The 24386-nt window shown below is 44.1% G+C and carries 26 protein-coding genes; 9 read left to right on the forward strand and 17 right to left on the reverse strand.

Annotation, left to right across the window (positions count from 1 at the left end; all coding sequences use genetic code 11):
• The coding region (locus tag AC5V8P_RS08250) for an NAD(P)/FAD-dependent oxidoreductase (protein ID WP_495473599.1) at nt 1-251 on the forward strand (251 nt) is incomplete at its 5' end.
• 159 nt (nt 252-410) lie between these two features.
• Here AC5V8P_RS08250 and AC5V8P_RS08255 read toward each other — a convergent pair.
• Together AC5V8P_RS08255 and AC5V8P_RS08260 are read right to left on the reverse strand one after the other, a co-directional pair.
• Nucleotides 411-554 (reverse strand): sporulation histidine kinase inhibitor Sda, encoded by a 144-nt coding sequence (locus tag AC5V8P_RS08255; protein WP_023990158.1) that lies wholly within the window; start codon nt 552-554, stop codon nt 411-413.
• Between the two features lie 270 nt (nt 555-824).
• On the reverse strand, nt 825-1481 hold the full coding sequence (locus AC5V8P_RS08260; RefSeq protein ID WP_063209511.1) for a YheC/YheD family protein: 657 nt from the start codon (nt 1479-1481) through the stop codon (nt 825-827).
• A 220-nt stretch (nt 1482-1701) separates the two neighbouring features.
• On the opposite strand from AC5V8P_RS08260, the gene AC5V8P_RS08265 reads away from it, so the two are divergent.
• A complete protein-coding gene (locus tag AC5V8P_RS08265; RefSeq protein ID WP_064798044.1) occupies nt 1702-3237 on the forward strand; it encodes a Ppx/GppA phosphatase family protein in 1536 nt (511 codons plus the stop codon).
• On the opposite strand, the gene ppk1 is transcribed toward AC5V8P_RS08265, so the two are convergent.
• Nucleotides 3197-5305, reverse strand: coding sequence for a polyphosphate kinase 1 (gene ppk1 / locus AC5V8P_RS08270; protein WP_063209515.1), 2109 nt, complete (start codon nt 5303-5305; stop codon nt 3197-3199). The two genes, AC5V8P_RS08265 and ppk1, sit on opposite strands and share 41 nt — an antisense overlap.
• A 306-nt stretch (nt 5306-5611) precedes the next feature.
• Here ppk1 and AC5V8P_RS08275 point away from each other — a divergent pair, with 306 nt between their 5' ends.
• The 3 genes from AC5V8P_RS08275 (at nt 5612) to AC5V8P_RS08285 (ending at nt 7572) form a co-directional block, all read left to right on the forward strand.
• Nucleotides 5612-5857 carry a hypothetical protein gene (locus AC5V8P_RS08275; protein WP_007431922.1) on the forward strand — a complete coding sequence of 82 codons (246 nt, stop codon included), beginning with the start codon at nt 5612-5614 and terminating at the stop codon, nt 5855-5857.
• A gap of 197 nt (nt 5858-6054) precedes the next feature.
• Complete coding sequence (locus AC5V8P_RS08280; RefSeq protein WP_064798043.1) at nt 6055-6714, forward strand: futalosine hydrolase; 660 nt, start codon at nt 6055-6057, stop codon at nt 6712-6714.
• The gene (locus AC5V8P_RS08285; protein ID WP_064798042.1) at nt 6715-7572 is read left to right on the forward strand and encodes a 1,4-dihydroxy-6-naphtoate synthase; all 858 of its coding nucleotides are present in this window, start codon (nt 6715-6717) and stop codon (nt 7570-7572) included.
• A 155-nt stretch (nt 7573-7727) separates the two neighbouring features.
• On the opposite strand, the gene AC5V8P_RS08290 is transcribed toward AC5V8P_RS08285, so the two are convergent.
• The 5 genes from AC5V8P_RS08290 to AC5V8P_RS08310 all read right to left on the reverse strand — a co-directional run bounded on the left by AC5V8P_RS08290 (nt 7728) and on the right by AC5V8P_RS08310 (nt 10711).
• Nucleotides 7728-8054, reverse strand: a complete 327-nt coding sequence (locus tag AC5V8P_RS08290; RefSeq protein WP_064798041.1) for a hypothetical protein — start codon at nt 8052-8054, stop codon at nt 7728-7730.
• 312 nt (nt 8055-8366) lie between these two features.
• Nucleotides 8367-8657, reverse strand: coding sequence for a hypothetical protein (locus AC5V8P_RS08295; protein WP_063209523.1), 291 nt, complete (start codon nt 8655-8657; stop codon nt 8367-8369).
• Nucleotides 8658-8675: 18 nt separating this feature from the next.
• Nucleotides 8676-9002: a hypothetical protein gene (locus AC5V8P_RS08300; protein WP_063209525.1), complete on the reverse strand. Its 327-nt coding sequence runs from the start codon at nt 9000-9002 to the stop codon at nt 8676-8678.
• A gap of 79 nt (nt 9003-9081) precedes the next feature.
• The gene (locus tag AC5V8P_RS08305) at nt 9082-9696 is read right to left on the reverse strand and encodes a hypothetical protein (RefSeq protein WP_063209527.1); all 615 of its coding nucleotides are present in this window, start codon (nt 9694-9696) and stop codon (nt 9082-9084) included.
• An 85-nt stretch (nt 9697-9781) separates the two neighbouring features.
• A complete protein-coding gene (locus tag AC5V8P_RS08310; protein WP_064798040.1) occupies nt 9782-10711 on the reverse strand; it encodes a DMT family transporter in 930 nt (309 codons plus the stop codon).
• Between the two features lie 146 nt (nt 10712-10857).
• On the opposite strand from AC5V8P_RS08310, the gene AC5V8P_RS08315 reads away from it, so the two are divergent.
• Nucleotides 10858-11736 carry a LysR family transcriptional regulator gene (locus tag AC5V8P_RS08315; protein ID WP_064798039.1) on the forward strand — a complete coding sequence of 293 codons (879 nt, stop codon included), beginning with the start codon at nt 10858-10860 and terminating at the stop codon, nt 11734-11736.
• 687 nt (nt 11737-12423) lie between these two features.
• Here the strand turns inward: AC5V8P_RS08315 and AC5V8P_RS08320 are convergent.
• From AC5V8P_RS08320 to AC5V8P_RS08335, 4 genes are all read right to left on the reverse strand, one after another.
• Nucleotides 12424-14196: an ABC transporter ATP-binding protein gene (locus tag AC5V8P_RS08320; protein WP_081276879.1), complete on the reverse strand. Its 1773-nt coding sequence runs from the start codon at nt 14194-14196 to the stop codon at nt 12424-12426.
• A 48-nt stretch (nt 14197-14244) separates the two neighbouring features.
• On the reverse strand, nt 14245-14853 hold the full coding sequence (locus AC5V8P_RS08325; RefSeq protein WP_064798037.1) for a response regulator transcription factor: 609 nt from the start codon (nt 14851-14853) through the stop codon (nt 14245-14247).
• 254 nt (nt 14854-15107) lie between these two features.
• The gene (locus AC5V8P_RS08330) at nt 15108-16412 is read right to left on the reverse strand and encodes a radical SAM/SPASM domain-containing protein (protein ID WP_064798036.1); all 1305 of its coding nucleotides are present in this window, start codon (nt 16410-16412) and stop codon (nt 15108-15110) included.
• Nucleotides 16413-16893: 481 nt separating this feature from the next.
• Nucleotides 16894-17253 carry a HesB/IscA family protein gene (locus tag AC5V8P_RS08335; RefSeq protein ID WP_017427286.1) on the reverse strand — a complete coding sequence of 120 codons (360 nt, stop codon included), beginning with the start codon at nt 17251-17253 and terminating at the stop codon, nt 16894-16896.
• Between the two features lie 372 nt (nt 17254-17625).
• On the opposite strand from AC5V8P_RS08335, the gene mqnE reads away from it, so the two are divergent.
• Both mqnE and AC5V8P_RS08345 read left to right on the forward strand, forming a co-directional pair.
• Entirely contained in the window at nt 17626-18732 is a 1107-nt protein-coding gene (mqnE, locus tag AC5V8P_RS08340) for an aminofutalosine synthase MqnE (protein ID WP_064798035.1), read from the forward strand.
• Nucleotides 18733-18938: 206 nt separating this feature from the next.
• On the forward strand, nt 18939-20006 hold the full coding sequence (locus AC5V8P_RS08345; protein ID WP_064798034.1) for an NAD(P)/FAD-dependent oxidoreductase: 1068 nt from the start codon (nt 18939-18941) through the stop codon (nt 20004-20006).
• 119 nt (nt 20007-20125) lie between these two features.
• Here AC5V8P_RS08345 and AC5V8P_RS08350 read toward each other — a convergent pair whose 3' ends face one another.
• On the reverse strand, nt 20126-20383 hold the full coding sequence (locus AC5V8P_RS08350) for a YuzB family protein (RefSeq protein WP_064798033.1): 258 nt from the start codon (nt 20381-20383) through the stop codon (nt 20126-20128).
• 87 nt (nt 20384-20470) lie between these two features.
• On the opposite strand from AC5V8P_RS08350, the gene AC5V8P_RS08355 reads away from it, so the two are divergent.
• A complete protein-coding gene (locus tag AC5V8P_RS08355; RefSeq protein WP_013372910.1) occupies nt 20471-20716 on the forward strand; it encodes a NifU family protein in 246 nt (81 codons plus the stop codon).
• 90 nt (nt 20717-20806) lie between these two features.
• Here the strand turns inward: AC5V8P_RS08355 and AC5V8P_RS08360 are convergent, their stop codons facing one another.
• From AC5V8P_RS08360 to AC5V8P_RS08375, 4 genes are all read right to left on the reverse strand, one after another.
• Nucleotides 20807-21571 (reverse strand): SDR family oxidoreductase, encoded by a 765-nt coding sequence (locus AC5V8P_RS08360; protein WP_064798032.1) that lies wholly within the window; start codon nt 21569-21571, stop codon nt 20807-20809.
• Between the two features lie 144 nt (nt 21572-21715).
• The gene (locus AC5V8P_RS08365; protein ID WP_064798031.1) at nt 21716-22558 is read right to left on the reverse strand and encodes a MetQ/NlpA family ABC transporter substrate-binding protein; all 843 of its coding nucleotides are present in this window, start codon (nt 22556-22558) and stop codon (nt 21716-21718) included.
• A gap of 76 nt (nt 22559-22634) precedes the next feature.
• Complete coding sequence (locus AC5V8P_RS08370; protein WP_013311839.1) at nt 22635-23303, reverse strand: methionine ABC transporter permease; 669 nt, start codon at nt 23301-23303, stop codon at nt 22635-22637.
• The gene (locus AC5V8P_RS08375; RefSeq protein WP_064798030.1) at nt 23300-24322 is read right to left on the reverse strand and encodes a methionine ABC transporter ATP-binding protein; all 1023 of its coding nucleotides are present in this window, start codon (nt 24320-24322) and stop codon (nt 23300-23302) included. The genes AC5V8P_RS08370 and AC5V8P_RS08375 overlap by 4 nt, the downstream gene beginning before the upstream one ends.
• Between the last annotated feature and the right edge of the window lie 64 nt (nt 24323-24386).

A 24386-nucleotide genomic window follows, 5' to 3' on the forward strand; every position in this document is an offset into this window, starting at 1 on the left:
TTGTATCCACACTTGGTCCGATTGCTGAATGGGGAATTGAGATCGAAAATAACTCCATCGTGGTCGATTCTCGTCAGGAGACGAATATTCCCGGCATTTTCGCTGCAGGAGACATTACCACTTATCCAGGCAAGCTCAAGCTGATTGCGGTTGGCTTTGGTGAAGCTCCTACAGCAGTCAACAACGCCAAGGTCTATGTGGACCCAGACGCCAAGTTGTCTCCTGGTCACAGCAGTAACATGAAAATGTAGTTAATTTAGACTATGACAAAAAAGGGTATTTTACTCCAGATTTGAATCTCTGGAGTGAAATACCCTTTTTCACGGTGTGCCTATTCGTTGCAGTGATTGTCCGTAAAGCCATCCGAACCCTGAATGACTTTACGGTCGCAGTACGAGAGCTTGTCCGGTCTAATGAAGGACTACGGCTGTATTCATCTCTAGCTTTCTTTTGTGAATTTCAGCCAGCAACAGTGCAATGAAGTCACATTCAAGTTTAAGCTCGATTGCCATCTGATAGGAATCCAAAAGCATTTCATCCGTCAGCATAGCCATCCTCGACACAACCTTTCCTTTTATTTCAAAATCTATTCTATCAAAATACCAAAAACGGAACAAGCGTTCTGTTATCCACAGACAATTGTGGAAATCCTGTGTATAAATTGTTGGTAAGTGTCGTTACCCCTTATATGTGACAGGGGATAATGTGGACAATATTTATACACAGAATTTTGGCGATAAAACGCAAAAAAAATTTTTTTTATGTTTATACAAATATATTAAATTTTAATAGATTTTCAATGAAGAATCTTGAAAAAACATAAATTATTGAGGCCTTGTGTTTACCTCCAAAATCCATATCCGTCCATTCTGGTCAAGCCCGTAATCAAATCCCAGTTGTCCGATCCCGGGAAATCTTCTTTCGAGTATAGGAATACAGCGCTGCGTAAGATCAATGATCTCTCGCCGCTTTCGTGAAGCTAACCGCCGGGGATATATCACCCGAAGCGCCTCTGTTCCTTTCAGCAAGGTTCCCCCCCTGCACAGATTCGTAATGACCAGTCCAGGACGAGCATGACGCGCCACTACCGCACGAAAATTCCATTTTGGCCCTTCTTTCACGACTTTGACTCGATAGTCAACAGGCCTACCTTGGATACTGGCCAGCTGAATACCTTGCTGAATGAGATATGGACGTTGGATTCGGAGCTTATTGATTCCCGCCACAAGCGCTCTAAAATGGCTGAACCGATGTGTTTGCTCCATACGTGTACAGGTGTAACCCCTACCCTCTTTTGCCACACGCATGACACCGATTCCTCCGCCGCCTTCCACGGGTTTGATAAATACAAAAGCATGCCGCCGCAGCATCATGCGCAATTGATCTTCACTATATAGACAGGTTTCCGGTATATAAACGGCGGTATGTGAATCATGGAGCAGCGCCTTTGTCTTTAGCCATTTGCTTGCGAGTTGTCTCATCTAATTCTCTCCTTTCGCCGTCAGGTATACTTATACATACTCAACAGGCATGTGCTATTCTTGGATGATTGTCAGGATCATGTGTCTATTTCGACAAGATCATCACGAACGGTAGCATGCACCAGACAACACTGGTACAATGACAATAATCTGAATCCCATTTGGAACGGAGCAGTTGAATTTGCTGACAGATTGTTTCTTTCAACAAGGAGGTCAACTCATGAATAGCAAAATTGGCATCATGGACATTGGCTCAAACTCCATTCGTCTCGTGATCTATGAAATGACAGATACAGGAGCTTATCGAATTGTGCAGGAGTGCAAAGAAGCTGCCCGGCTGAGCGAAAAGGTTGGGGCCAACGGCCGCATGGAACGAGAAGCCATACGCAGCATCGCTCCATTACTGCGCCAGTTTATGGAGGTGTGCCGTATGCACGGGGTTGTTCGAATGCGTGCAGCAGCGACAGCCGCCATCCGCAATGCGGCGAATTCGGATGAAATTGTCCAATGGATTGCAGAAGAGACCAGTTTAACGCTGGAAATACTTAGCGGGGAACAAGAGGGCTATGCGGGTTTTCTGGGCGTAGTGAATACAATGAATGTGAATGACGGAATCATTATTGACATCGGGGGCGGCAGTACCGAAATTACGCTATTCCGTGATCGGACACGACTGCATACGGTTTCATTTCCCTTTGGCGCAGTCAATATGAATTGGCGCTTTGGACGCGAGGTCAAGAACGGCGAATGGTCTCCCGGACAGATTGAGGAAGTGGAGAGCTTTGTCCGTTCTTCACTGCAAAACCATGATTGGATCTTCACCAATCCGGGTCTGCCGTTTATCGGGCTGGGTGGAACCCTCCGTACTTTGGCTAAAATCAATCAGAAACGGCGGGATTACTCGCTTCCTGTGACGCACCATTACGAAATGACAACTGAAGATGTCGATTACTTCTATAGCAGTCTGCCCCATCTTCCTTATGAAAAACGCAAAAAAACAGCCGGCCTGTCCAAAGACAGAGCCGACATTATCGTACCGGGTCTCATTATATTAAAAACGATATTTGAAGCTGCTCAAGGCTCCGCCTATTTGGTCAGTGGAGCGGGTCTGCGAGACGGTCTGTTCCATGAGCTGGTCAACGCTGAACAGCCTGTGGTGGCTAATCCGCTGATCGCGTCCATTCGCAATATCCTGTCATTTGCTGTCCCGGTTAGTGAAGCGCATGTCCAGCGGGTTAACGAGTACGCTGTCCAGCTTTATGACACCTTAGCTGAAGGAACCTCTACAGCTATGGACAAACGTTTGTTACTGACCGCAGCCACTCTTTACAAAACAGGTGCAGCCTTAAATTACTATCACTTCCGCCAGCATTCCGTGTTCTGGATCTTGCACGCGGGCATTGGCGGTTTATCTCACCGGGAAACGGTGCTAGCCGCGCTGATCGCTGATTACCACCCCAAAAACCGGACCCCCCGCTTGCTCCGCACCCATGCAGATATTTTGGAGCCTTCCGATGAAGAACGTGTGCATCGGCTCGGCTCGCTGCTCCAGCTAGCCATCGGCATGGATCGCAGCGAATCTGGCATTATCACCAGCATCCATCCCACAACTGGGGACGATGCGCTGCATATTCGTCTGGAAAGCAAGAGTGAACCGATCCTGGAGCAACGGGATCTGGTGGCGGTCGCAAAAGATTTTCAAAAAGCCTGGAATCTTACGTTGTCGTGGTCCATTCTTCCTTCTTCCAGTTTTTAACCTTCATCGCTTCGAATTGGCTCCTGATGGGAGCCTCTTCGTTGTTTCTTGCTACAAATTGATAGTTGCCATTAGGCAAAAGCTGGCGCGCCTTCACATTATCTTTCAAGGATAAGCGTAAAATATCCACCAGCATTTCCTTGATTCGGTCATCATAAATCGGGCACATCAGCTCAATCCGCCGAGTCAGATTGCGTGTCATCCAATCCGCACTAGATAAGAATAACTCCGAATGACCTGCATTTTCAAAGTAGAACAGTCTGGAATGCTCCAGGAAACGGTCGACAATACTGATAACCCGAATGTTCTCGCTAAAGCCCTCCACGCCAGGGCGTAAACAGCAGACGCCTCGAATGATTAAATCAATCTTTACCCCTGCTTGAGAAGCAGCATATAGTTCATCAATCATTTCCTGATTGGATAAGGAATTAATTTTGGCAATAATACGGGCTGGCTTACCTGCAAGTGCTTGCTCCGCTTCCCTGCGGATCAGCTCAAACAGCTTATTTTTCATGCCCGTCGGCGCTACGGTGAAAGCTTGCGGGGTTTTGAGCGCCGAGAAACCCGTGATTTCATTGAACAGCTCAGAGGCATCCTCACCCAGCACCGGATCCGCTGTGAACAATCCGATATCCGTATATACACGTGCTGTGCTTTCATTGTAGTTGCCGGTTCCCACATGCACGTATCGTTTGAGCACATTACGCTCACGGCGTACCACCAGAATGATTTTGGCGTGCGTCTTCAAACCGACCAACCCATATACTACATGACAACCAGCTTTTTCAAGCGTACGCGCCCAAGCAATATTACGTTCCTCGTCAAAACGCGCCTTCAGCTCCACCACTACTGTCACCTGCTTACCCGATTCTGCCGCACGCGCGAGTGCCGGAATGAGCTTCGATTCGCCATTGACCCGGTACAAGGTCATCTTGATCGCCATCACATCCGGGTCCTCTGATGCCTCAATGATAAAATCAGTTACCGCGTCGAATGATTCATACGGATGGTACACAAGCACGTCCCGTTTGCGAAGTACGTTAAAGATATCCTCTTGCGGAGGCAGTTCTTCCGGATACAATGGTTTGATTGCCGGAAATTTCAGATGTGAATATCCCTCCAAATGATCGGCAAAAGACGACAAAAATGTCAGGTCTAACGGCCCATCGATCTCAAACACATGATCGAATAGCTTGAATTCGCGTTGAAGCTCTGTCAGGGCGAAGGGGTTAATTCCTTTCTCCACTTCCAGTCTGACCGGTGCTCCCCGCCGTCTTCGACGCAGTTCTTTTTCAATCTCTTCGAGCAAATCTTCGATCTCTTCCTCATTAATGGACAAATCAGAGTTACGCGTAACCCGAAAGGCATGAACTGCCTCGGGAATATATCCGGTGAACAACGTTTGTATATGATGCTTAATTAGTTCCTCAATTAAAATAAATGATTTCTTCTTGCTATTGGATCGTGATGGCACCGAAACAACACGTGGAATATTGGAAGGCACCTGTACAATGGCAAAAAGCGGTTTATCCTCCTCCGTATCCCCCGGGCGGCTCAAGACAACTGCCAAATATACGTATTTATTGTGAACCAGCGGAAAAGGGCGGCTCTGATCGACCGCCATCGGCGTGAGCACCGGAAATATAATTTCATGAAAATATGCATCCAGCGACTTGCGCTGTGTCGTATTTAAGTCATTATATTCAAGCAATAAAAGACCTTTTTTCGTCAATAGGCGAGAAATATCACGATAGGTCCGGTATTGCTCGGATACCATGGAGACGGTGCGCTTGATCAGCCGTTTGTACAAACCGGACGGGGTATATCCCGTAAAATCCTTTTGCATAAAACCCGCCTTGATCTTCTCGCGCGTCTCTGCAACACGAACAGCCATAAATTCATCCAAATTGCTGGACACAATTGCTAAGAATTTAGCTCTTTCCAGCAATGGTGTATCTGCATCCTGTGCCTCCTGGAGCACACGGCGATTAAATTCAATCCAGCTTAAATCTCGATTAAAGTAACGTTCTGACCCGGCTTTATCCTTCTTCTGACTCTCTATCAACATATGGCCTCCATCAATTTCATGCAGTATAGTTACCCTTTATTGTACTATTAGATGAAACGCACTAGCATCACAGAAGTGTTAACGCAATGTAAAATGTGTGTAAACACAAAATGGATGTTGAAAAGGTCAAACGGATGCTTTACAAAAATAGCATTAAGCGGTACAGTGTTTACGTCTGTTTCATAGAATAGAATGACGAACATGCCTTTTTGAGTTGTTTAAGTTCATTATGATGTGTAATAACCAACGAATAGCCACGTTCAATTGCTGATTTGCACATGGCATGATATAGGGAGGATTTACGTTATGGAACCCAAGAAAACGCCACGCGTATTGCAAAAAAACATCGAATTTTTTACCGCAGCGTTATCTCAACACCTCGTTTCGGTCTGGCAAGAAGACCCTACAGGCGTATACTGTGAGATAGGCTGTGGATATATCGAATTGTTCAGCAGCGAGATGATTCGGGTGCGCAATCAGGATGGGACCCCAAGCCACTATGACCGCAACATCACAATGTTTCAGCTAATCACGAAGGATCAGCCGATATAATTATTATATGCTTGTCTACGCTGTTCTTCCAGATCGAATGGTTATATGTTTAAACTACCAATTTTCATATCTACTGAATCTTACAGTTTCCCGAAAAAGCGCCATAGAGCGCTTTTTTTGTCGACTTTTTTGAACATCGTTTGGAAAAGCAGTATGATAAGAAAGCATATTACCTAAATTTAAAGGGGAATCAACCGATGGAACATACAACATCAGATGAGCGCATCCTGGTCATGACCGCGGTTGAAGGCGAACGTGAGGCCGTGCTGCGCGGCCTGAAGGGCGACACTCGCTTTGTGGTCGAGCTGGCTGGTGTAGGCGCCCCGTCCGCAGCGGCTTCAACTGCGCAGGCACTGGCGACTGGCGGCTACCGTCTGGTCATCAGCGCCGGTATTGGTGGCGGCTTTGCGGAGGTCGCTGCACTGGAGAGCGTCGTCGTTGCTGACGCAATTATTGCCGCCGACCTGGGCGCAGAGACGGCAGAGGGCTTCAGCAGCGTGGACGAGCTGGGCTTTGGCTCCAGCCGCATTGCCGTGAACGCTGCTGCTACGCAGCGATTTGTTCAGGCGCTGCGTGACGCGGGTCAGATGGCGGTCGCCGGACCGATCCTGACCGTATCGACAGCCACCGGCACGGCGGCAACAGCAGAACGCCTAGCCAAACGCATTCCCGGAGCTGCTGCTGAAGCGATGGAGGGTTACGGCGTAGCCGTGGCGGCCAACAGGTTGGAGTTGCCGATGATGGAGATTCGCACGATTTCCAATGCTGTTGGTCCACGTGACCGTGCAGCCTGGCGAATCAAAGAGGCTTTGCAAGCGTTGGAAGCCGCATTTTCTACATTAACGGAGGTTATATAGATGCAAATTGCTTTTTCACCTTGTCCTAACGACACTTTTGTCTTCCATGCCTTGGCGCATGGATTGATTCCAGGCGCCCCCGCGCTGGACATTACATTCGCCGATATCGACATTACCAACAATCTGGCAATCACACCAGACGGACTTGATATCATGAAAATTTCGTACGCTGCACTCCCATGGGTGCTGGATGAATACGCGTTGTTGCCATGCGGTGGCGCACTGGGCCGGGGTTGCGGGCCGCTCGTGCTGACCAAGGAAGGTTCCGCCGTCGAAGGCCCCGAAGCCCTATCCGGTAAGCGTGTAGCTGTTCCAAGTGAACGCTCTACTGCTTATCTGCTGTTCCGTCTTTGGGCGGCCAAGCATGTGCCTGGAGGTGTCGGCGAGATTGTCGTGATGCCGTTCGACCAAATTATGCCTGCTGTCCGTGATGGAGAGATAGATGCAGGATTGGTTATTCATGAAGCACGCTTCACCTATCCGTCCTATGGACTTAGCAAGCAAGTTGACCTGGGGAACTGGTGGGAAGAAGATACAGGGCTGCCGATCCCGCTCGGAGCTATTATTGCCCGTCGTACGCTGGATCTGGATGCGATCACCAACTGGATACGCGCCTCTGTCGAATATGCCTGGAAGCATCCCGAAGCTTCGCGTGATTATGTACTGTCTCATGCGCAAGAGCTGTCACCCGATGTCGCCCAATCGCATATCGACCTGTATGTGAACGATTTTACCGCCAATCTGGGCGATAGCGGTTATGCCGCCATCGAAGCCTTGCTCTGTCGCGCCGCGCAGGAAGGACTGGTGCCTTCGTTTGATTTAGCCAAACTGCGCCTTGCCTCCACAACAACACGTTAAAAGACTCAGACATGCTATGCATGTTATCTGCTGAATAGAGCAGCTTAAACATATAAAACCTCCCGAACGAGTACATGGTCTATCCATGTGCCCCATTCGGGAGGTTTTATGATTTCATTTCATCATGCAAATCTTCATGAGATCTCGCTTGATCCTTATTCTTGGCTCTGTTCTTGATCCACGACCTCAGTCTTAAACACATTATCCAGTTTAGTGCCCAATCGTTTGACCAGCGGCACCTTGATATCCCGACTCAGTTCCTTGAAAAAAGCGTCCATATCACAATTAATCTTATCCAGCACGACCTTCACAGTACCCTCTTCCAAAATCTGACCATTCAGCTCCTCAGGTACTGTAACCGAGATATCATACTTCTTGCATAACGTTTTAATGTAGCGGCTAAAGATTTCAATAAGCTCCTCATTGTTGAACTTCTCAACTGCAACTTGCCCTTTGTTCGTAAATTTCAAATTCACTCTCACGTTAGCATTACCCCTTTTCCTTTTGACCATTTATTTTGGATAAACGTTGAACCCTTCAGAGGCTCTTCAAAGAAAGGGCCTTACCGGTCGTTTTAGACTCTTGTCCTTTGATATACTAAGTATAACACATTAAGTCCGTTTTCATTTCTCAACTTGTCGTTTTATGATAAAAAATGATACATTTTGCGCATTTTCAGCATAATTTCTTTCTTTTCATGCCAATCATTAGGAAATGTTTATACACAAATACACAAGAAAACGCCTATCTCGCAAAAGAAAGACGTTTCCGTATAGAGCTTAAGCAGTATACACTTATAGAGGTTTCGTACATTCCCAACCGTGTGAACGATATTCACGCACAGCATCTCGTAGATCCTCGATATCATCTGTATGCAGCAAAACAGCAGGTAGAATCACCCAATATTCATTCGCCTCTAAATCAATAAATACGTCCTCGACATCATAATATTGCATATCACCAAATGCTGTATCCCTGATTTTCTGTCCAACCAAAGGTGTAAAAGGGGAATCAAATGTTTTGATCACCTTCGTATATTCCTTCACACCCGTTGCCGAGATTTGCTGGGAAATAATGACGCTCAATGTTGTTACCTCCCTAACCTAATAATGCTCATTATAACCTTCTCTCAGACCTTCTACAAAACCATGGGCGAAAAAAATCATAAAAATCAATAACCCAATGCCAATAGCAACGGAACTGATGACGATAATAAGGATGCCCTGTGTGTTTCTTTGTTCCATCTTTTTAGTCAAAATTCCAAAAACAAGTCCGATAATCCCAAACAAGCCGCCAATGACAAAAAAACTGAATACGAACCCCAAACCTGAAAAAATCCAGCCAAATAGAGCGAGCACCCAGCCCTGCGGCTGCGGCTCACTCTGTTTCATCTGCCAGCGTTCCCTCGCTGTAGGTGCATATCTGTCCATTCCTTAGCTCCCCCGCTCAATTTGCATTCCTTTAGAAAAAAACTGTAATGCCCAGCATCGAAATAACCTTTGGTTCCTCCTATTGCTGTCCAGTGAGCTTAAACGTGCCGCCTTCCCGCTGACCAAGCGGATAATTTTGAACTGTCATTTTCACCTTCGTATTCTTATCCCATACCGGAAGCTTGTCAGATGTACCGTATTCTTTCATAACTATATTTATGACTTCCTCGGCCTTCTTCGTCAATGCAGCAGAGGACATATTATATTTGCCATAACCTTGATAAGCACCACCAAAACCAAGATTAGGTTGATTGTTCACATTCAGGAGCACACTCTTTAACTTTCCATCCTCTGCCACATCAAAAGTCACTTTTTCCAATACAAAATCATCGGTAACGACAGATGTCTGCTCTAACAGATGCGTTATGGATGACAGGTTGGTTGCTAACCTAACTTTTCCTAGCAGCGCTTCTGTATCATTTTGTTGCTTGGTTAATGCATGTGTTGTCTGTTTCAGCGATGCATTCGCTATAGTTAAAGAATTGACCTTCATATTCAGATTATAGTTCCATACTGCCAAGGCTATACAGCCTAGTACAGCTACTCCTGAAATGACCGTTGCCACAACTGCCAGCTTACGAATAGACTGTGGTTGCGGCTCCATAGTCTGAGTATGACCGCTTAACTCTCCCATACCAAACTTCCTCTCTATTTATATAGTCACATTTTACTATTCTCCCCTCTGATATTCTAGTATATTTTTCCTAATTCTATATTTTCTAAGCATTTGTACAGGAATTCGTTTGATCAGCTTTCGAGCTTTGGTTCGCTCTTTTCCCGGGAGAAGCTGTATTTACCAGATATACACTACCTGCAATCAGCACCAGCCCCACGACAAAGGTCAAAGTGAGTGATTCCCTGAGCATGACCATACTAAAGATCGTGGAAAGCACCGGAATCATAAAGGTGTAAGAGCCAACGGTTCCTGCGTCCCCGTTGTCGATCAGTTTAAAATAAATCAGCCAGCCCATCGCAATTACAAATATCGAAATGAACAATAGAATCGTGATAAATGAGGCCGTCCAGTGGATATCGCTCCATTTTTCGGTCGTAAGCCCAATTCCGTTGAGTATGATCCCTCCCAGAATAAGCTGCATCGTCACCGCCCAAATGGAATCCAGTTGTTTGCTTTTTTTCTTCATATAAATCGTGCCGAGCGCCCAGCACAGTCCAGAGGCTAGCCCCAACATAATGCCCAGTACAGACAAATGACCTGCCATTCCGCCTGAGCTAATCACGATTACGCCGCCAAAACCCAGTACCAGTCCAACGACCTTCAGGGGAAACATACGCTCTCCCAACCACATCCACGAAAATAAACCCAACAAGATCGGCTGAAGGAATACTAAAGTGGAAAACAACCCAGCAGGCAGATAACGCAGCCCAACCGTCTGCAAGCCATAGTAGCCTGCAATATTAAATATAGCTAACACCAGATAAGTCCACGCATTTTGTCTAAGGCGTAAACCTTCCCGGTTACGTATAGCGAACAACAGCAGAATTACACCACCCAGCAGAGTACGGATTCCTGAAAAAAATATCGGCGGTGTATCTGGCAAAGCCAGCTTGGTCAACGGCCAGTTGATCCCCCATACCATCACTAATATCAAGACAAGCCACAGCGTAGCTTTAGGCGTTAATTTTTTCATAGATGTCTCTCTCCTTAGAAATTCATTACACATTGCTTACGACTATCATCTGGATAGCCGTTTGCAATGCTTTGCTTTACTAGCTTATACTGTGGTCACTAATAAATAAAATGAATGTTTTCAATAAGGGAGATAACTTTTCACTTATGACTATTACTCAGATTATGATCTTTGTTCGCGTAGCTGAAACGCTAAACTTTACCCAAACGGCCCACGAGTTGCATATGACGCAACCTGCGGTCAGCCATGCTATCGCCAGTATCGAGAACGAGCTCGATGTCCAGCTATTGCTGCGCGATCGAAAAAAAGGCGTGCTCCTGACAGAAATCGGACAAAAGGTGCTGCTGCAATTCCGCATGATGCTGCAAAGCATGGAAAAAGTGCAGCAGCAGGTGGCCGCTGAAAAAGGCTTGGATGTAGGTACAATCACGATTGGTGCCTTTCCTTCTGCCTCCGCCTATTTTCTGCCCCCCATTATTCATCATATTCGCCAGCACTATCCCAACCTTGTTTTCGATTTACATGAAGGCTCTACAAATGAAGTCAAGGAGTGGGTGCATTCCAGAGAAATTGAAGCAGGCATCATCCTGTTGCCAGACCCAGAGGTGGATGTAATTCCCTTATGTCAGGATGACATGGTTATTCTGCTGCCAGACGGTCACCCTTTTCAATCGCACAACAAAATCGCCATTCGAGACTTGAATCAACAGGATATGATCTTTTGTAAGGGCGGACATGAGGTCGCCATTATGGAAGGTTTTGAACGCGAGCAAAGTCAGTTGCAGGCACAATTCATTACTCACAATATCAGCACGCTGGTCAGCATGGTCCGACAGGGACTAGGTATGGGCATTGTCTCTTCACTCGCCTTGTCCACGTTCCCGCACGATCTGACCGTCAAGGAAACCACGCCCCTGATCACGCGCCAAATCGGTATCGCTGTACCATCCCTGCGCAATGCTTCACTTGCCGTACAATTATTTGTGCGGACTGCACAGGAGCTGTTTACGGAGTTGAAAACATAGAGCATTGGCAACGAATGTATTATGTATTGCTTGAATTATTGTCATAAAGAGCACATTACCCTGTACAACACCCTGCTTCAAAATTTCACCCACAACATCACCATTAGGAGTACCCAGATAATCGGAAATCCCCTGAGAAAGTAGCCGTAAAAATAAAACAGCAGCATAGGTACTCGCAGCTTAACAGACAGTGCCTTCACCGAATGATGCAGTGCGCCGCAGAATCCGTTGGCACTGTCTTACGACAATGGTCTTGAACTAGCCTAGAAAAGCGGACGGGTTCTACAACTTCTCCAGATTTTGATAAGACTCTATGAACGCATCCTGCAACGGCATCTTCCACGAGATGGACATCCTTCAGCAATGTCATAGGACACCGCATAGGCCATGGTGCCAAGGTTACAGATGATGTTGTTGGAAATATCAACAGATACTTTCTCATAGAAGCATAATGTAGTTATAGTTGATAGTTTCCAACAGAAATATCATTATTTATTTTTCGCGAAGTTAAGTTCAATATGACTTCGACCATGTATCCATAGCAGTTCGTCCAATAAAAACGCCAATCCATCCTACTACCCAAGCCGATTAAATGTACAGCCAAGAAAACACTAAAAGGTGCCCGCCTTTGATAGCAAGCACCCATTTAATGGATCAAAAAAATTATTGCAGTATTCAAAATTATGATTAATTTACTACGTAAGAGATTGAACTGCCTTTATGTTGTGTCATTGTTATCTCCTCTGTCAATCCATACATATGATAGAAGAAACCCTGAAGCTTTATTAATTCACAAAATGTACCTCTCTCTATAATAGCTCCATCAGAAAATACAAATATCATATCATAGCGCTCTAATACTGGCTTTGATAACCGATGAGTAACCATCACACATGTAGTATTCTCCAAATTCAGAACTGTTTCTTCAATGGCATTTGCTGTTTCCTGATCAAGTGACGAAGTCGGCTCATCCATCAACAATAGGGGAGTACGGCGTATTAACGTCCTTGCTATGGCTATTCTTTGCTTTTCTCCTCCAGACAAAAAACTTCCTTTCTCTCCAACCTGTGTCTCCATTCCATTTGGTAGCTTATTAATTAGCATACTCAGGCCAGATTTTTGAATAGCATCTTCAATTTCATTATCGGAAAACATCTGATGCAATACAATATTTTCCCTAATGCTACTATCAAATAAGAAAACTTCCTGATGCAGTACAGACTCTAGTCTGCACCAATCCTCCACATTGATTTCCTTTAAGTCTACTTCATCAATACTGATCCTGCCTTTGTAGCTCTCATATTGCTTCATTAAAAGCCGTAATACCGTTGATTTTCCTGACCCGCTTGGCCCCACCAAGGCATACTTCTTCCCTAACTCCAAATCCATATCTATTCCATGTACATTATAGCAATCATCCTTATAACCAAAGGATACCTCTTTTAATGATACTTTATCCTGGATAGTTAGTTTGTGAATGCGAATCTTTTCCTGGCGCTCTGTATGTAAAAGTTGTGTAATCTTTGCCGATATATCACGTAACGATTTGATTTGAGTTATATATTGAATACTCATTTGTATCGGATTAACGATGCTATTAGTTAGTTGAACACAAGCAATCATAGTTCCCAACGTGATAAGCTGTCGTAAAGTAAGGAAACTCCCAATAATAAATACTGAAATAAACATAAATCCACCAAATACTTCACTAATAGAGGTAACCCAAGCACTCAATTTCTGAAATTTATATTTTTGATCTTCCGTCTCATGATTAATAAAACCAAATTGCTCTTGTACATGTCTCTCAATACCAAAACTTTTAATAACTGCAAATCCTGAGTACATATCATTCGTATGAATCATAAATTTTTCTAAGGCTTCAACTACTTTTCTCTTACACTTTACAAGCTTTTTTTCAAACATTCGAGGGATAAACATAGATGACAGTGTTAATAAGACAAGGGCTATGACAATTGTAGGACTAAGTAAAAACATCGCTAACAAAGATGCTGAAAAAGATATAAATGTCCCAATTAACGAGAATATATTTTTAAAATAATCATCTTCAATCATCTTTATATCATTACTAAAAATAGAAATATACTTGGCGCTATGGCTTGAGGAAAATTGTAGCAGACTTTTATTTAAAATATGCCCAAATACAATTTTTTTTAGATTAAGCATGGTCTTCCTCATATAAGAAGCATGAGATAAATTAGTTAGTAATCTAAGTATTGCGCCTAGCATGATTAAAAATACAGCCAAAAAAGCTGAATTAACAAATTCTTGTTCACTTCCGAATGTAACTGTGTCTACCAATTTCTTGAAGATAAAAGCCATATACATATTCATGAGACTTGATAAAATGATGCATATGATAAGAAATATTAACTTAAATCTATACTTAAACAAAAAAGGTCTCATCACTAACCCCCATTTGAATATATTTTTGCTGATCATTGACTACGAGATTTTAATTGTCTATTTTTCTCCATAAATTTTTAATTTTCACACATTAATCATGCCTCTATTTTTAGCTGCAACTACAGCTTCTAATCTCGAATGCACCTCAAACTTATTGAAAATATTTGTTAAATAATATTCAACAGTTCTTTGACTAACACAGAAGATAGCAGCGAGTTCCTTATTGCTTTTCCCCTCTGCGATACATTCCAAAATAGATCGTTCCTTCTTGTTGAGCACTACATAGTCCATTACTCCTTCGCGTTGATGAAGCTGTTTTAATAAAGTTGCGGGTAAAACGGAAATACCGTTTAACACGTTTCTTATAGTCCAAATTAGTTCATCGTGTGAAGGATCGTTTTCAATAAATGCTATAACGCCCAGGTTTAAGAGTTTAACCATTGTTGTATATGTATGAACCTGTCCAATAAATAGTATGGGTATATCCTGAATTAGATGGAAACATTCCAAATCTTCAGGAAACATTTTATTCAAATGATAGATACATAGATTAAAATTATATTTAGCTAAGTTCTCTTTTGCTTCCATAATAGTTCTGATAAGTGTAACATGTATATATTGATCTTGTTCGATCCACGACTTGGTAGCTTCTCCATAATCAAGATGATCATCAACAAGTAAAATGCTGTACATTTGACTAACCTCCTGCGTATTTTATACTTACTGAATGTTCTCGACAAAGTAGCTAAATAACCGCCTGTCAATTAAAGATAAACAGGCGGTTTCATAATGAGGGAGATTACCAGGAGAAAATAATGCAACCATGATAATACCAACAAGTACTGGCAGGTTCAACAGAACTTTGAGCTAATTTTGGCTCTACAATCCAACGCATATTTCTCACCTCCTTTCAAAAACAAAAGAGTGAAGTAATAAAAAGTTAATAATTATACTTTAAGTCGGTGATAATTAAATTTAAGCATTTCGTCTAAATTGTACTTGTACTCACAACAGACAGGCTGTTTATCGATACTTTCAAACGCCTGCTGGGCACATCCTCCTCCACATAAGGGCAATACTGAGCAACGTCGGCACTTTTCAATTTTATAGGGGGAATAATTAAGCCACTTCTCTGTACGCTCATTAGAATTTATACCATTACTAATATGACCTATCGCATAATTGGGGTTTCCTACCGTATTCCAGCATTTTTGAATCCAGCCATCTGGCTGCACTACAATTGAATTATCTGCAATAGCTGCACAAACAACAGGCACATATTGAGGGTAATAAGAAATGTTAAGCCCTTTTTCCAATGCTTTCTCATACAGCTTAAGAATAACTCCAGAGAATTCTTGATTGGCAAAGCAGCTATTACTACTCGAACAACCTCCTGCTACATAATCAGTGGTGGCAGAAAAATAAATATTTACTTTTTCCCTAAAATCTTGCTTCCCTAAATAATCCATATAGTCTTCCATGGAAGCTACGTTGTTCAAATCTACATTTGAGCGTATGTTAATGTGAACCAAATCACATGAATCTCTAATATTATTTATTATTTGATCAAATGTCCCTTGTTGGTTCGCCAAAACCCTTCTTTTATCATGATTAACCTTATTACCATCTATCGTAATTTGAATACTTTTCAAACCCAAATCCTTTAAAATAACGGCACGACTTTTAGTTAGTAAATATCCGTTGCTAACCATGTAATGCGCTATTTCAATATGTTTTGTGGCTGCCATAGTATTCATTTGATCCATGAGCCGAGTGACTTTTTTAAATTCAAGTAACGGTTCTCCACCAGTCCAATTGACAGTAATATGTTTCAAATCTGTTGATTCCATTGCGCTTTTTATATAACTCAAAATATCTTGCTGAATTTGCTCAGTGAAAGAATGGTTACCTGTTTTCTCAGTCAAATTCTCATAGCAATAAGAGCATCTGAAATTACAATTAAACGTAGGTAAAATTGTAAGATGCAATGTGCTTCTTTGATATCTAATTGTAGTGAATGACTCCTCCATTATCTCTAATTCATTAACGGGATTCAGATATAAAAATCGCCCTTGTATTAAATGTTCTAACTCTTCACAATTCGTTAGATAGGAAAAGTCTTCATTAATGAGGGCATCGTATAAGTCCTTCTTTATTTCTCCTAACCCATTAGTGAGGCTATTATATATTAAGTATTTCCCATCTCCCTCCTCATCTAGTTTCAAGTACTCGTTGTAAGAAGAAATTTTCATGTGTACCCCTTCTATCATTTAGTATTAAGAATTAGATTGACCTACTTCAACAATATACTAAACTAAATAATTTATTACATTATTTTATATCAGGTTAATCAATAACCATTCATTACTCTATTTGATTATATTTTACCATTACCTTTCTTAAAAATCACCGTAAATTAACCGCAATTATAAATAAAGCAAAGCTAAAAAAATAGAATGTAAGACAGCTATTAAAAAAGTGACCCCTAGTTCCCCCTGTTTCTACTCACTGAGATTAAACGAAAACACAAAAAACCTCTATACGATATAGTAGACGACTATACCGCTAGAGGTCTTAACCCAAAAACCTAAAAAGCATATTTCTGTTTCGTAATTGTTAACGTTCATCATGCAAGACTGCATGAACTCAAGCACACCCAATAACCAAACATAATCGGCAATTTTTTGTCGTAAACCTCATTCAGGTTTATTTTCAGAATCACAACTCGAAAAATTAACAAGGTTCTTCGCTTGGTTTCCCTGCATCTGTAGCTGTACGGAAGCTTGAACCACAGCCGCATGTAGCTACAGCGTTTGGATTATGAATGGTAAAGCCGCCGGACATACCGGACTCTTCAAAGTCGATTTCCAGACCGTCCAGGTAGCGGATGCTTTCCTTTTCCACGACTACTTTCATATCCTGTACATTCATATATATATCCTGATCCGTCTCGTTGTCGTCAAAGCCCATGGCGTACGAAAATCCGGTACAACCACCTGGCGTAACACCCAGACGTAAAAACATATTCGGCGTTTCCTGCTGCTCCAGCATTTCTTTCAGGCGTTCAGCAGCGGAATCGGTGATGTTAATCATAGCTCCATCCTCCTCTTTTACTTCATGCTCCCCTTCAGTATACTCTCTTATTTGCAGGTGCTCAAGTCATGGAATGTCCTTCCGTTACAGGCTTAAACACCTCTTTTTCTACTCGTTTGTATTGAACACCAGTGGTGTGAGGTTTATAATAGGTGAAGAGTGTGTTAAAGAAACTGTCGGAAATTTGTCATTTCAAAGGCGAAATTAAGAGACATTCGTCATTGTAGCCTGGCATTGTAACATTTTTCACATATCGTATATCCGCGCTGCCGGATTCTTACCGACGGAACGGGACATCCTGTGCGCATCAAGCGCTTGTGCCGCTAATTTGGCGGGCAGCCTCGCACAGAGCAACTTGAAGGAGGAATAGGCATGTCCACATTAGTTACACCTTTTACAGACCGCAGAATGGCGGAAATTGTAGAAAAGGTACAAAACGGGATTCGTTTGAACCTCGAAGATGGTATATATTTGTATGAAACTGACGATATTCTCACATTGGGCCAGTTGGCTAACGAAGCTAATTTACGCAAGAATGGAAAAAAGGTTTATTTTATTGAAAACATGAGCCTGTACTTCACCAATGTATGCGAAGCGCACTGCGCGTTCTGCAATTTCCGCAAGGATCAGGGGGAGGAAGGCTCTTATACGTTGTCCGGGCAGGAAATGATTGATTATGTAGAGCAACATATCCATCCAGGCGTAAGAGAATTCCATATCGTCGGCGGTCATAATAATCATGTACCTTTTCAATACTATGTAGATTCACTGAAAGCGCTCAACGAAAAGTATCCCAACGTTACACTGAAAGCATACACTGCGGCGGAAATTGACTTTTTCACACGCATAAGCGGCTTGAGTATTAAAGAAGTTCTTCAAGAGCTGCAAAAGGCAGGACTTCAATCTCTGACTGGTGGTGGCGCGGAAATCTTATCTGATGAATATCGGAAGAAGATGCGTGTTACCAAAGCCAATGTGGACCGTTATCTTGAAGTACATCGTACGGCCCATAATCTCGGTATGAAAACTCATACGACCATGCTGTACGGTTCAGTCGAAACTTATCAGGATCGGATTGAGCATATGCTGCAAATTCGTGAATTGCAGGACGAAACGAACGGATTTATGGTATTTATCCCACTGTCCATGCAGCCGAAAAGCAAAAACGCCAACATCATGCGTCGCAATTCTGCTTATGAGGACCTCAAAACCATTGCGATCAGCCGCTTGATGCTGGACAATATCGACCATGTCAAAGCTTACTTCATTAACATCGGCCCGCAATTGACGCAGGTCGCTCTTACCTTTGGCGCATCCGATGTCCATGGTACGATTGTGCGCGAGCAGATCAGCCATGCCGCAGGTGCGTTAACCCCTGCCGGATTGACCCGTAAAGAGCTAATCTGGCTGGTCAAAGGCGCAGGACGCATTCCTGTAGAACGGGACACCTTCTATAACGAAATCGAAGTTTTCGAATAAGTGTAGCATCGGATTCAGATTTCCCGCGTGCATTTTCTCCCCAATACTCACACTATGCAGCCTCAAGCTGCCTCGGAACACGCCGGTCTGTCTACCTCAGGCAGACCCGCTTACCGGGTTTTACTACAACATTAAAACTTGTGCTAGATCGACAAGACACCAGACCACTTGCCGGGGACACGGTAACGAAAGGACGGCGGATTTTGATGAAAAATTTCGTTATTCTGGGAGGCGGCTATGGCGGCCTTACCATTGCCAAAGAATTGCTGGATAAACATATTCCCGACAATATTCAAATTATTTTGGTGGATCGAATGCCCTTTCAGGGATTGAAAACAGAATACTATGCCCTCGCGGCAGGTACGGTATCTGATTTTGATTTGCGAGTACATTTTCCAGATGAACAACGCCTTATTCGCAGATACGGAGAAGTCACTTCGATGGACCTTGAGAATAAAATGGTTCATTTTCAAGACGGTGAGCCTTTGTCCTATGACCAGCTTGTCATTGCGCTAGGCTGTACAGATCGCTTTCATAATACACCAGGGGCAGAGGAATACAGTTGTACGATCCAGTCCTTTAATCATACCCGTCAAACCTATCTGCGCTTGAATGAAATCAAGCCTTATGGACATGTCCATATTGTAGGTGGCGGTCTAAGTGGTGTTGAGATTGCTGCGGAGTTACGTGAAAGTCGCGCAGATTTGAATATTACGATTATGGATCGGGGCGAGCGGGTGCTATCAGCATTTCCGCAACGTTTGTCTGCGTATGTACATGCCTGGTTTATGGAGCATCAAGTGAATGCGCTGAATCATGTTGCAGTTTCCCGGATTGAACCAGGGGCTATTTACAACCATGACGAGCAAATCACGACCGATGCAGTTGTATGGACGGCCGGGATTCAGCCCGTAAAAATAGTGCAGGATTTAGCGGTTCCTAAAGACCCTCAGGGCCGTATCGTGCTTAATGAATATTATCAAATACCGGACCATCCTGAGGTGTACGTCGTCGGAGACTGTGCGAGCCTTCCTTACTCTCCAAGCGCTCAGGCGGCAGAGGTGCAAGGAGAGCAGATTGCCCACATTGTACGCGACCTGTGGAAAGGCCAGACGCCTCATCCGCATCCTCTAAAGCTACGCGGTACATTAGGTGCGCTGGGCAAGAAGGCTGGATTCGGTTACGGCTTTATGGGCAGCACCTCTTTGCGTGGACGAGTACCGCGTCTGCTGAAAAGTGGTGTGCTCTGGAAGTCCAAACGCCATTTTGGCTAATTGGATACTCAACAAACAAAGAAGACCTGCTTCCACAGCTGGTCTTCTTTGTTTGTTGCATCTATGAATAATATATATTTTCTTCAAGAGAAGGCTGGCCCTGCGGATGACTTCTATTTTCAATCCAAATCCAGGTTGTCCCATGCTTCGGCTTCTTTAATTTTGTTTAGAATCACTTCGTACAGAAGCTCTGCTGAATCTGCGGATACAATTTCACCGTTAACCATCGCATAAGGCTCAGCGTTACACTGACCGCAATTGCTTAGGCAGCCGTATTCAATCACATCATAATCTGAATTTTGTTCCAATTTAGCCATAATCTCATCGGTACCAAAATGCATGTTACTGGTGCAAAATTCAATAATAGGTCTTAACATTTTTTCACCTGCTTTGGATGACGGGCATTTTAATTTGGCCCGCTTTGTAATATAATAAACAAGGTATAGGAAAGGAGTTGAATTCTAATGAGCGAAGCACAAAGCGTTCAGATGTATGATGAAGTAGCAGACGTACTGGATAAGCTCCGTCCGTTCCTGCAACGCGATGGCGGTGACGTTGAGCTGGTTGACGTTGAAGACGGCATCGTTAAGCTGAAGCTGGTAGGTGCTTGCGGCAGTTGCCCAAGTTCTACAATTACGCTGAAAGCAGGGATTGAACGCGCTCTTCTCGAAGAAGTTGAAGGCGTCCAAGAAGTGGTACAAGTATTCTAATGCTTGATGCATAATGATCAGAGAGTCTTGAGTTCGGTAACGAAGCTCAAGACTCTTTTTTGTATTTTAGCCTTTGATGCTTTGCCAAGCTTATATCGTCGGCCGAATGGGGTCCAAGCCTCCGGACACATCCATAATATTGCCTGTTATAAAATCTGAATGCTCCTCACACAAATAGGCGATCACACGCGCAATGTCCTCTCCGCTTCCCGGACGCCCACGTGGTGTCTCTTTATCCTGCATGCCAATGACATCGGCAATCGACTTTTCCTTGTTCGCTCCTCGGATATCCCCTGGACAAATCATATTGACCGTGATGCCATAAGGAGCTTCCTCAACAGCCAGTGACTTCGTAAAAGACACCAGTCCCACCTTGGCAGCTGCGTAGACGGCGCGATGCGGCCAAGCCCTCGCTTCTCCAGCATGACCAAAGCCAAAATGAATAATACGTCCCCATTGCTGGCTACGCATATGTGGCAATACCAAATGATCCAGCAACATGGTACCCACCAGATTTCCCTGTATCATGGCATGAATCTCAGCTACACTGTAATCTGCAAACAAACGGCGTTCCCGGATGAAGGGTCCGGCATTATTCACCATAATATCGACCCCGCCCAGCCGATCCTGCACCTCACCGATCAGCCTTGTAATATCTTCCTGAACCGAGATATCTGCTTGTAAAGACAGGCAGCGGACTCCCTTAGACTCAATGTCCTGCTTAAGCGATTCGGCTTCAGCCTGACTATGCACATAATTTAGCGCAATGTCACAGCCTTCATCAGCCAGACGCAGAGCGGTCATTTTACCTAAACCTTTGGCACTGCCCGTTATGAGTGCGACTTTGTCTCTCAACAGTTTTCCTCCTCTTCACAGAGAACGGTCACCCCCAAGTATAAAATATTTGAGCAGTCCCTACAACTCTCAGCCAAAAAGAACCCCCAGTCCTCTTATTTTAGAGAATCTGGGGGTTACGATTAGCGCATTTTTGTTTTCTGCTTAAAATGCAGGGATAATTGCGCCTTGATATTTGTCTTCAATAAATTTTTTAGTTTCTGGAGATTGCAAAGCTTTAAGCAGTTTCTTGATCGCTTCGGAATCTTTATTATCAGGACGTGCTACCAGTACATTAGCATATGGAGACTCTTTGTCTTCCAGCGCCAGTGCATCCTTGGTCGGATTCAGTTTAGCTTCCAGAGCGTAGTTCGTATTGATCAATGCAATATCCACTTCAGGCAACTGACGTGGCAGCATAGCTGCTTCCAGCTCCTTGAATTTCAGGTTTTTCTTGTTTTCAGTAATATCTTTTACAGTAGCTTCAATGTTACTTGAGTCTTTCAGTTTGATCAGACCTTGTTTCTCCAACAGCAGCAATGCCCGGCCTCCATTAGTTGCATCGTTCGGAATCGCTACCGTTGCACCGTCTGGAAGTTCATCAAGCTTTTTATATTTTTGAGAGTAGATACCGAATGGCTCCAGATGAACGGCGCCAACAGATACCAGGTTCATTTTACGCTCTTTGTTCATTACATTTAGGTAAGGCACATGTTGATAAAAGTTAGCATCCAGTTGCTTGTCGAACAATTGTACGTTCGGTTGTACATAGTCGTTAAACTGAACGACTTGAAGGCGAACTCCTTCTTTTTCCAATTGAGGCTTGATCGCTTCCAAAATTTCCGCATGTGGCACAGGAGAAGCTCCAACTTTCAGTTCGACTTCACGTGGTGACCCGCCAGTATTTTCAGCCGCATTGTTTGTATCTGATGTTGTGCTTTTTGTACCGCAAGCAGCCAGTACCGCAATTAATGTCAAGCTCAATACCGCCAATACCCATTTCTTCATGTTGTTACCCCTCCAATAATTTGTAGTATTCAGGAACAGACGTCCTGACCAATAAGGATATCTATATATGTTTTCCCTATTTTCGAGTATAATGCCGCACGAGGCGATCTCCTGCCATTTGCAGCAGTTGTACTAATACGACCATTAGCACGACCGCAACAATCATTACAGCCGTTTCGTAACGATAATAGCCGTAGTTGATAGCCAGCGTACCCAGTCCACCGCCCCCGATCATTCCGGACATTGCCGTGTAAGATACGAGTGTAACGACGGTAATGGTTAATGCGGCCAGCAGGCCCGGAAGTGCTTCGCGTAACAGCACACGCCGGATAATTTGTCCTGTCGAGGCCCCCATCGCTTGTGCAGCCTCAATCACACCCTTGTCCACTTCACGCAGAGACGTTTCGACAAGACGGGCAAAGAATGGGGCAGCCCCGATAACCAATGGCGGGATGGTTCCCAGTACCCCGGTAGAGGTACCTACCAACGATCGTGTAAAAGGAATAAGTGCAACGATCAAAATGATAAATGGTACGGAACGCAAAATGTTCACGATGAAGGATAATACAATGTATATCACCTTCATCAAAGTCAACGAGGAGCGGCTCGCCAGAAACAACAATATACCGAGTGGCAATCCAATAACGAGGGTGAACAATGCAGATGCTCCGAGCATCTGAAGGGTCTCCAGCGTAGAATTCCCTAGCTCTTCCCAACTCACTTGTGAAAAATCAAGTTCGCTCATTGTCCGATCACCTCCACATCAAGTCCTTGCCCAGACACTTCGCGCAGCGTGTGCTCTATATCTGCAGGGTTTCCTTCAAAACGAACGATCAGCTGTCCATACGGTACGTTTTTAATTGTAGAGATGGTTCCCTGCAAGATTGCAAAATCAACCCCTGTACTTCGAGCCGTACGCGACAGAATCGCATCATAAGTTTTGCTGCCCAAGAAGGAGATACGCACCACCTGCGCCGATTCCCCGCTACCTGCGGCTGCAATCGCTGCTTGCAACTCCTCAGGATGTTCTGCCTCCCGCTGGATAAAGTCCTTAGTTACCTGGTGCTGTGGCTTCAAAAACACTTCTGCCACCGGGCCCTGCTCCACGATATCCCCCTGATGAATGACACCAACCCGATCACAAATACTTTGGATGACATGCATCTCATGGGTAATCAATACGATGGTCAAATTAAAGCGCTGATTAATATCCAGCAGCAATTTTAGGATAGAGCCTGTCGTCTGCGGATCAAGTGCAGACGTCGCTTCGTCACACAGCAACACATGCGGATCACTAGCCAGTGCCCGTGCAATTCCTACCCGCTGCTTCTGTCCGCCTGAAAGCTGTGACGGATACTTTCCACTGTGTTCTTTCAGCCCCACCAGTTCCAGCAGCTCGTGAACTTTCTTGTCCATCTCCTGCTTAGGGGTATTTACCAGACGCAATGGAAATGCAATGTTGTCATAGACCGTTGCTGAAGACAACAAATTAAAATGTTGAAAAATCATTCCGATTTTTCGACGTTGCTTCTGTAACTGGGATTGACTCACAGTCACAAGGTTTACCCCATCTACCCATACTTCGCCTGCAGTAGGGCGCTCCAATAAATTAATACAGCGGATCAATGTACTTTTGCCCGCCCCGGAGTGACCAATCACCCCGAATATTTCTCCCCGCTTTATAGAAAGGTTCAACCCGGACAGCGCATTAACGCGTCGGTTGCCTTTACCATAATGCTTGGTTAATTGCTTAAGTTCTATCAACGTGCTGCGACCTCCTTCACTTCTTCCTTACCCTTTTAACCAGTTGTCATCTCTCAGGATTGTA

The organism is Paenibacillus sp. N119s (assembly GCF_059447605.1).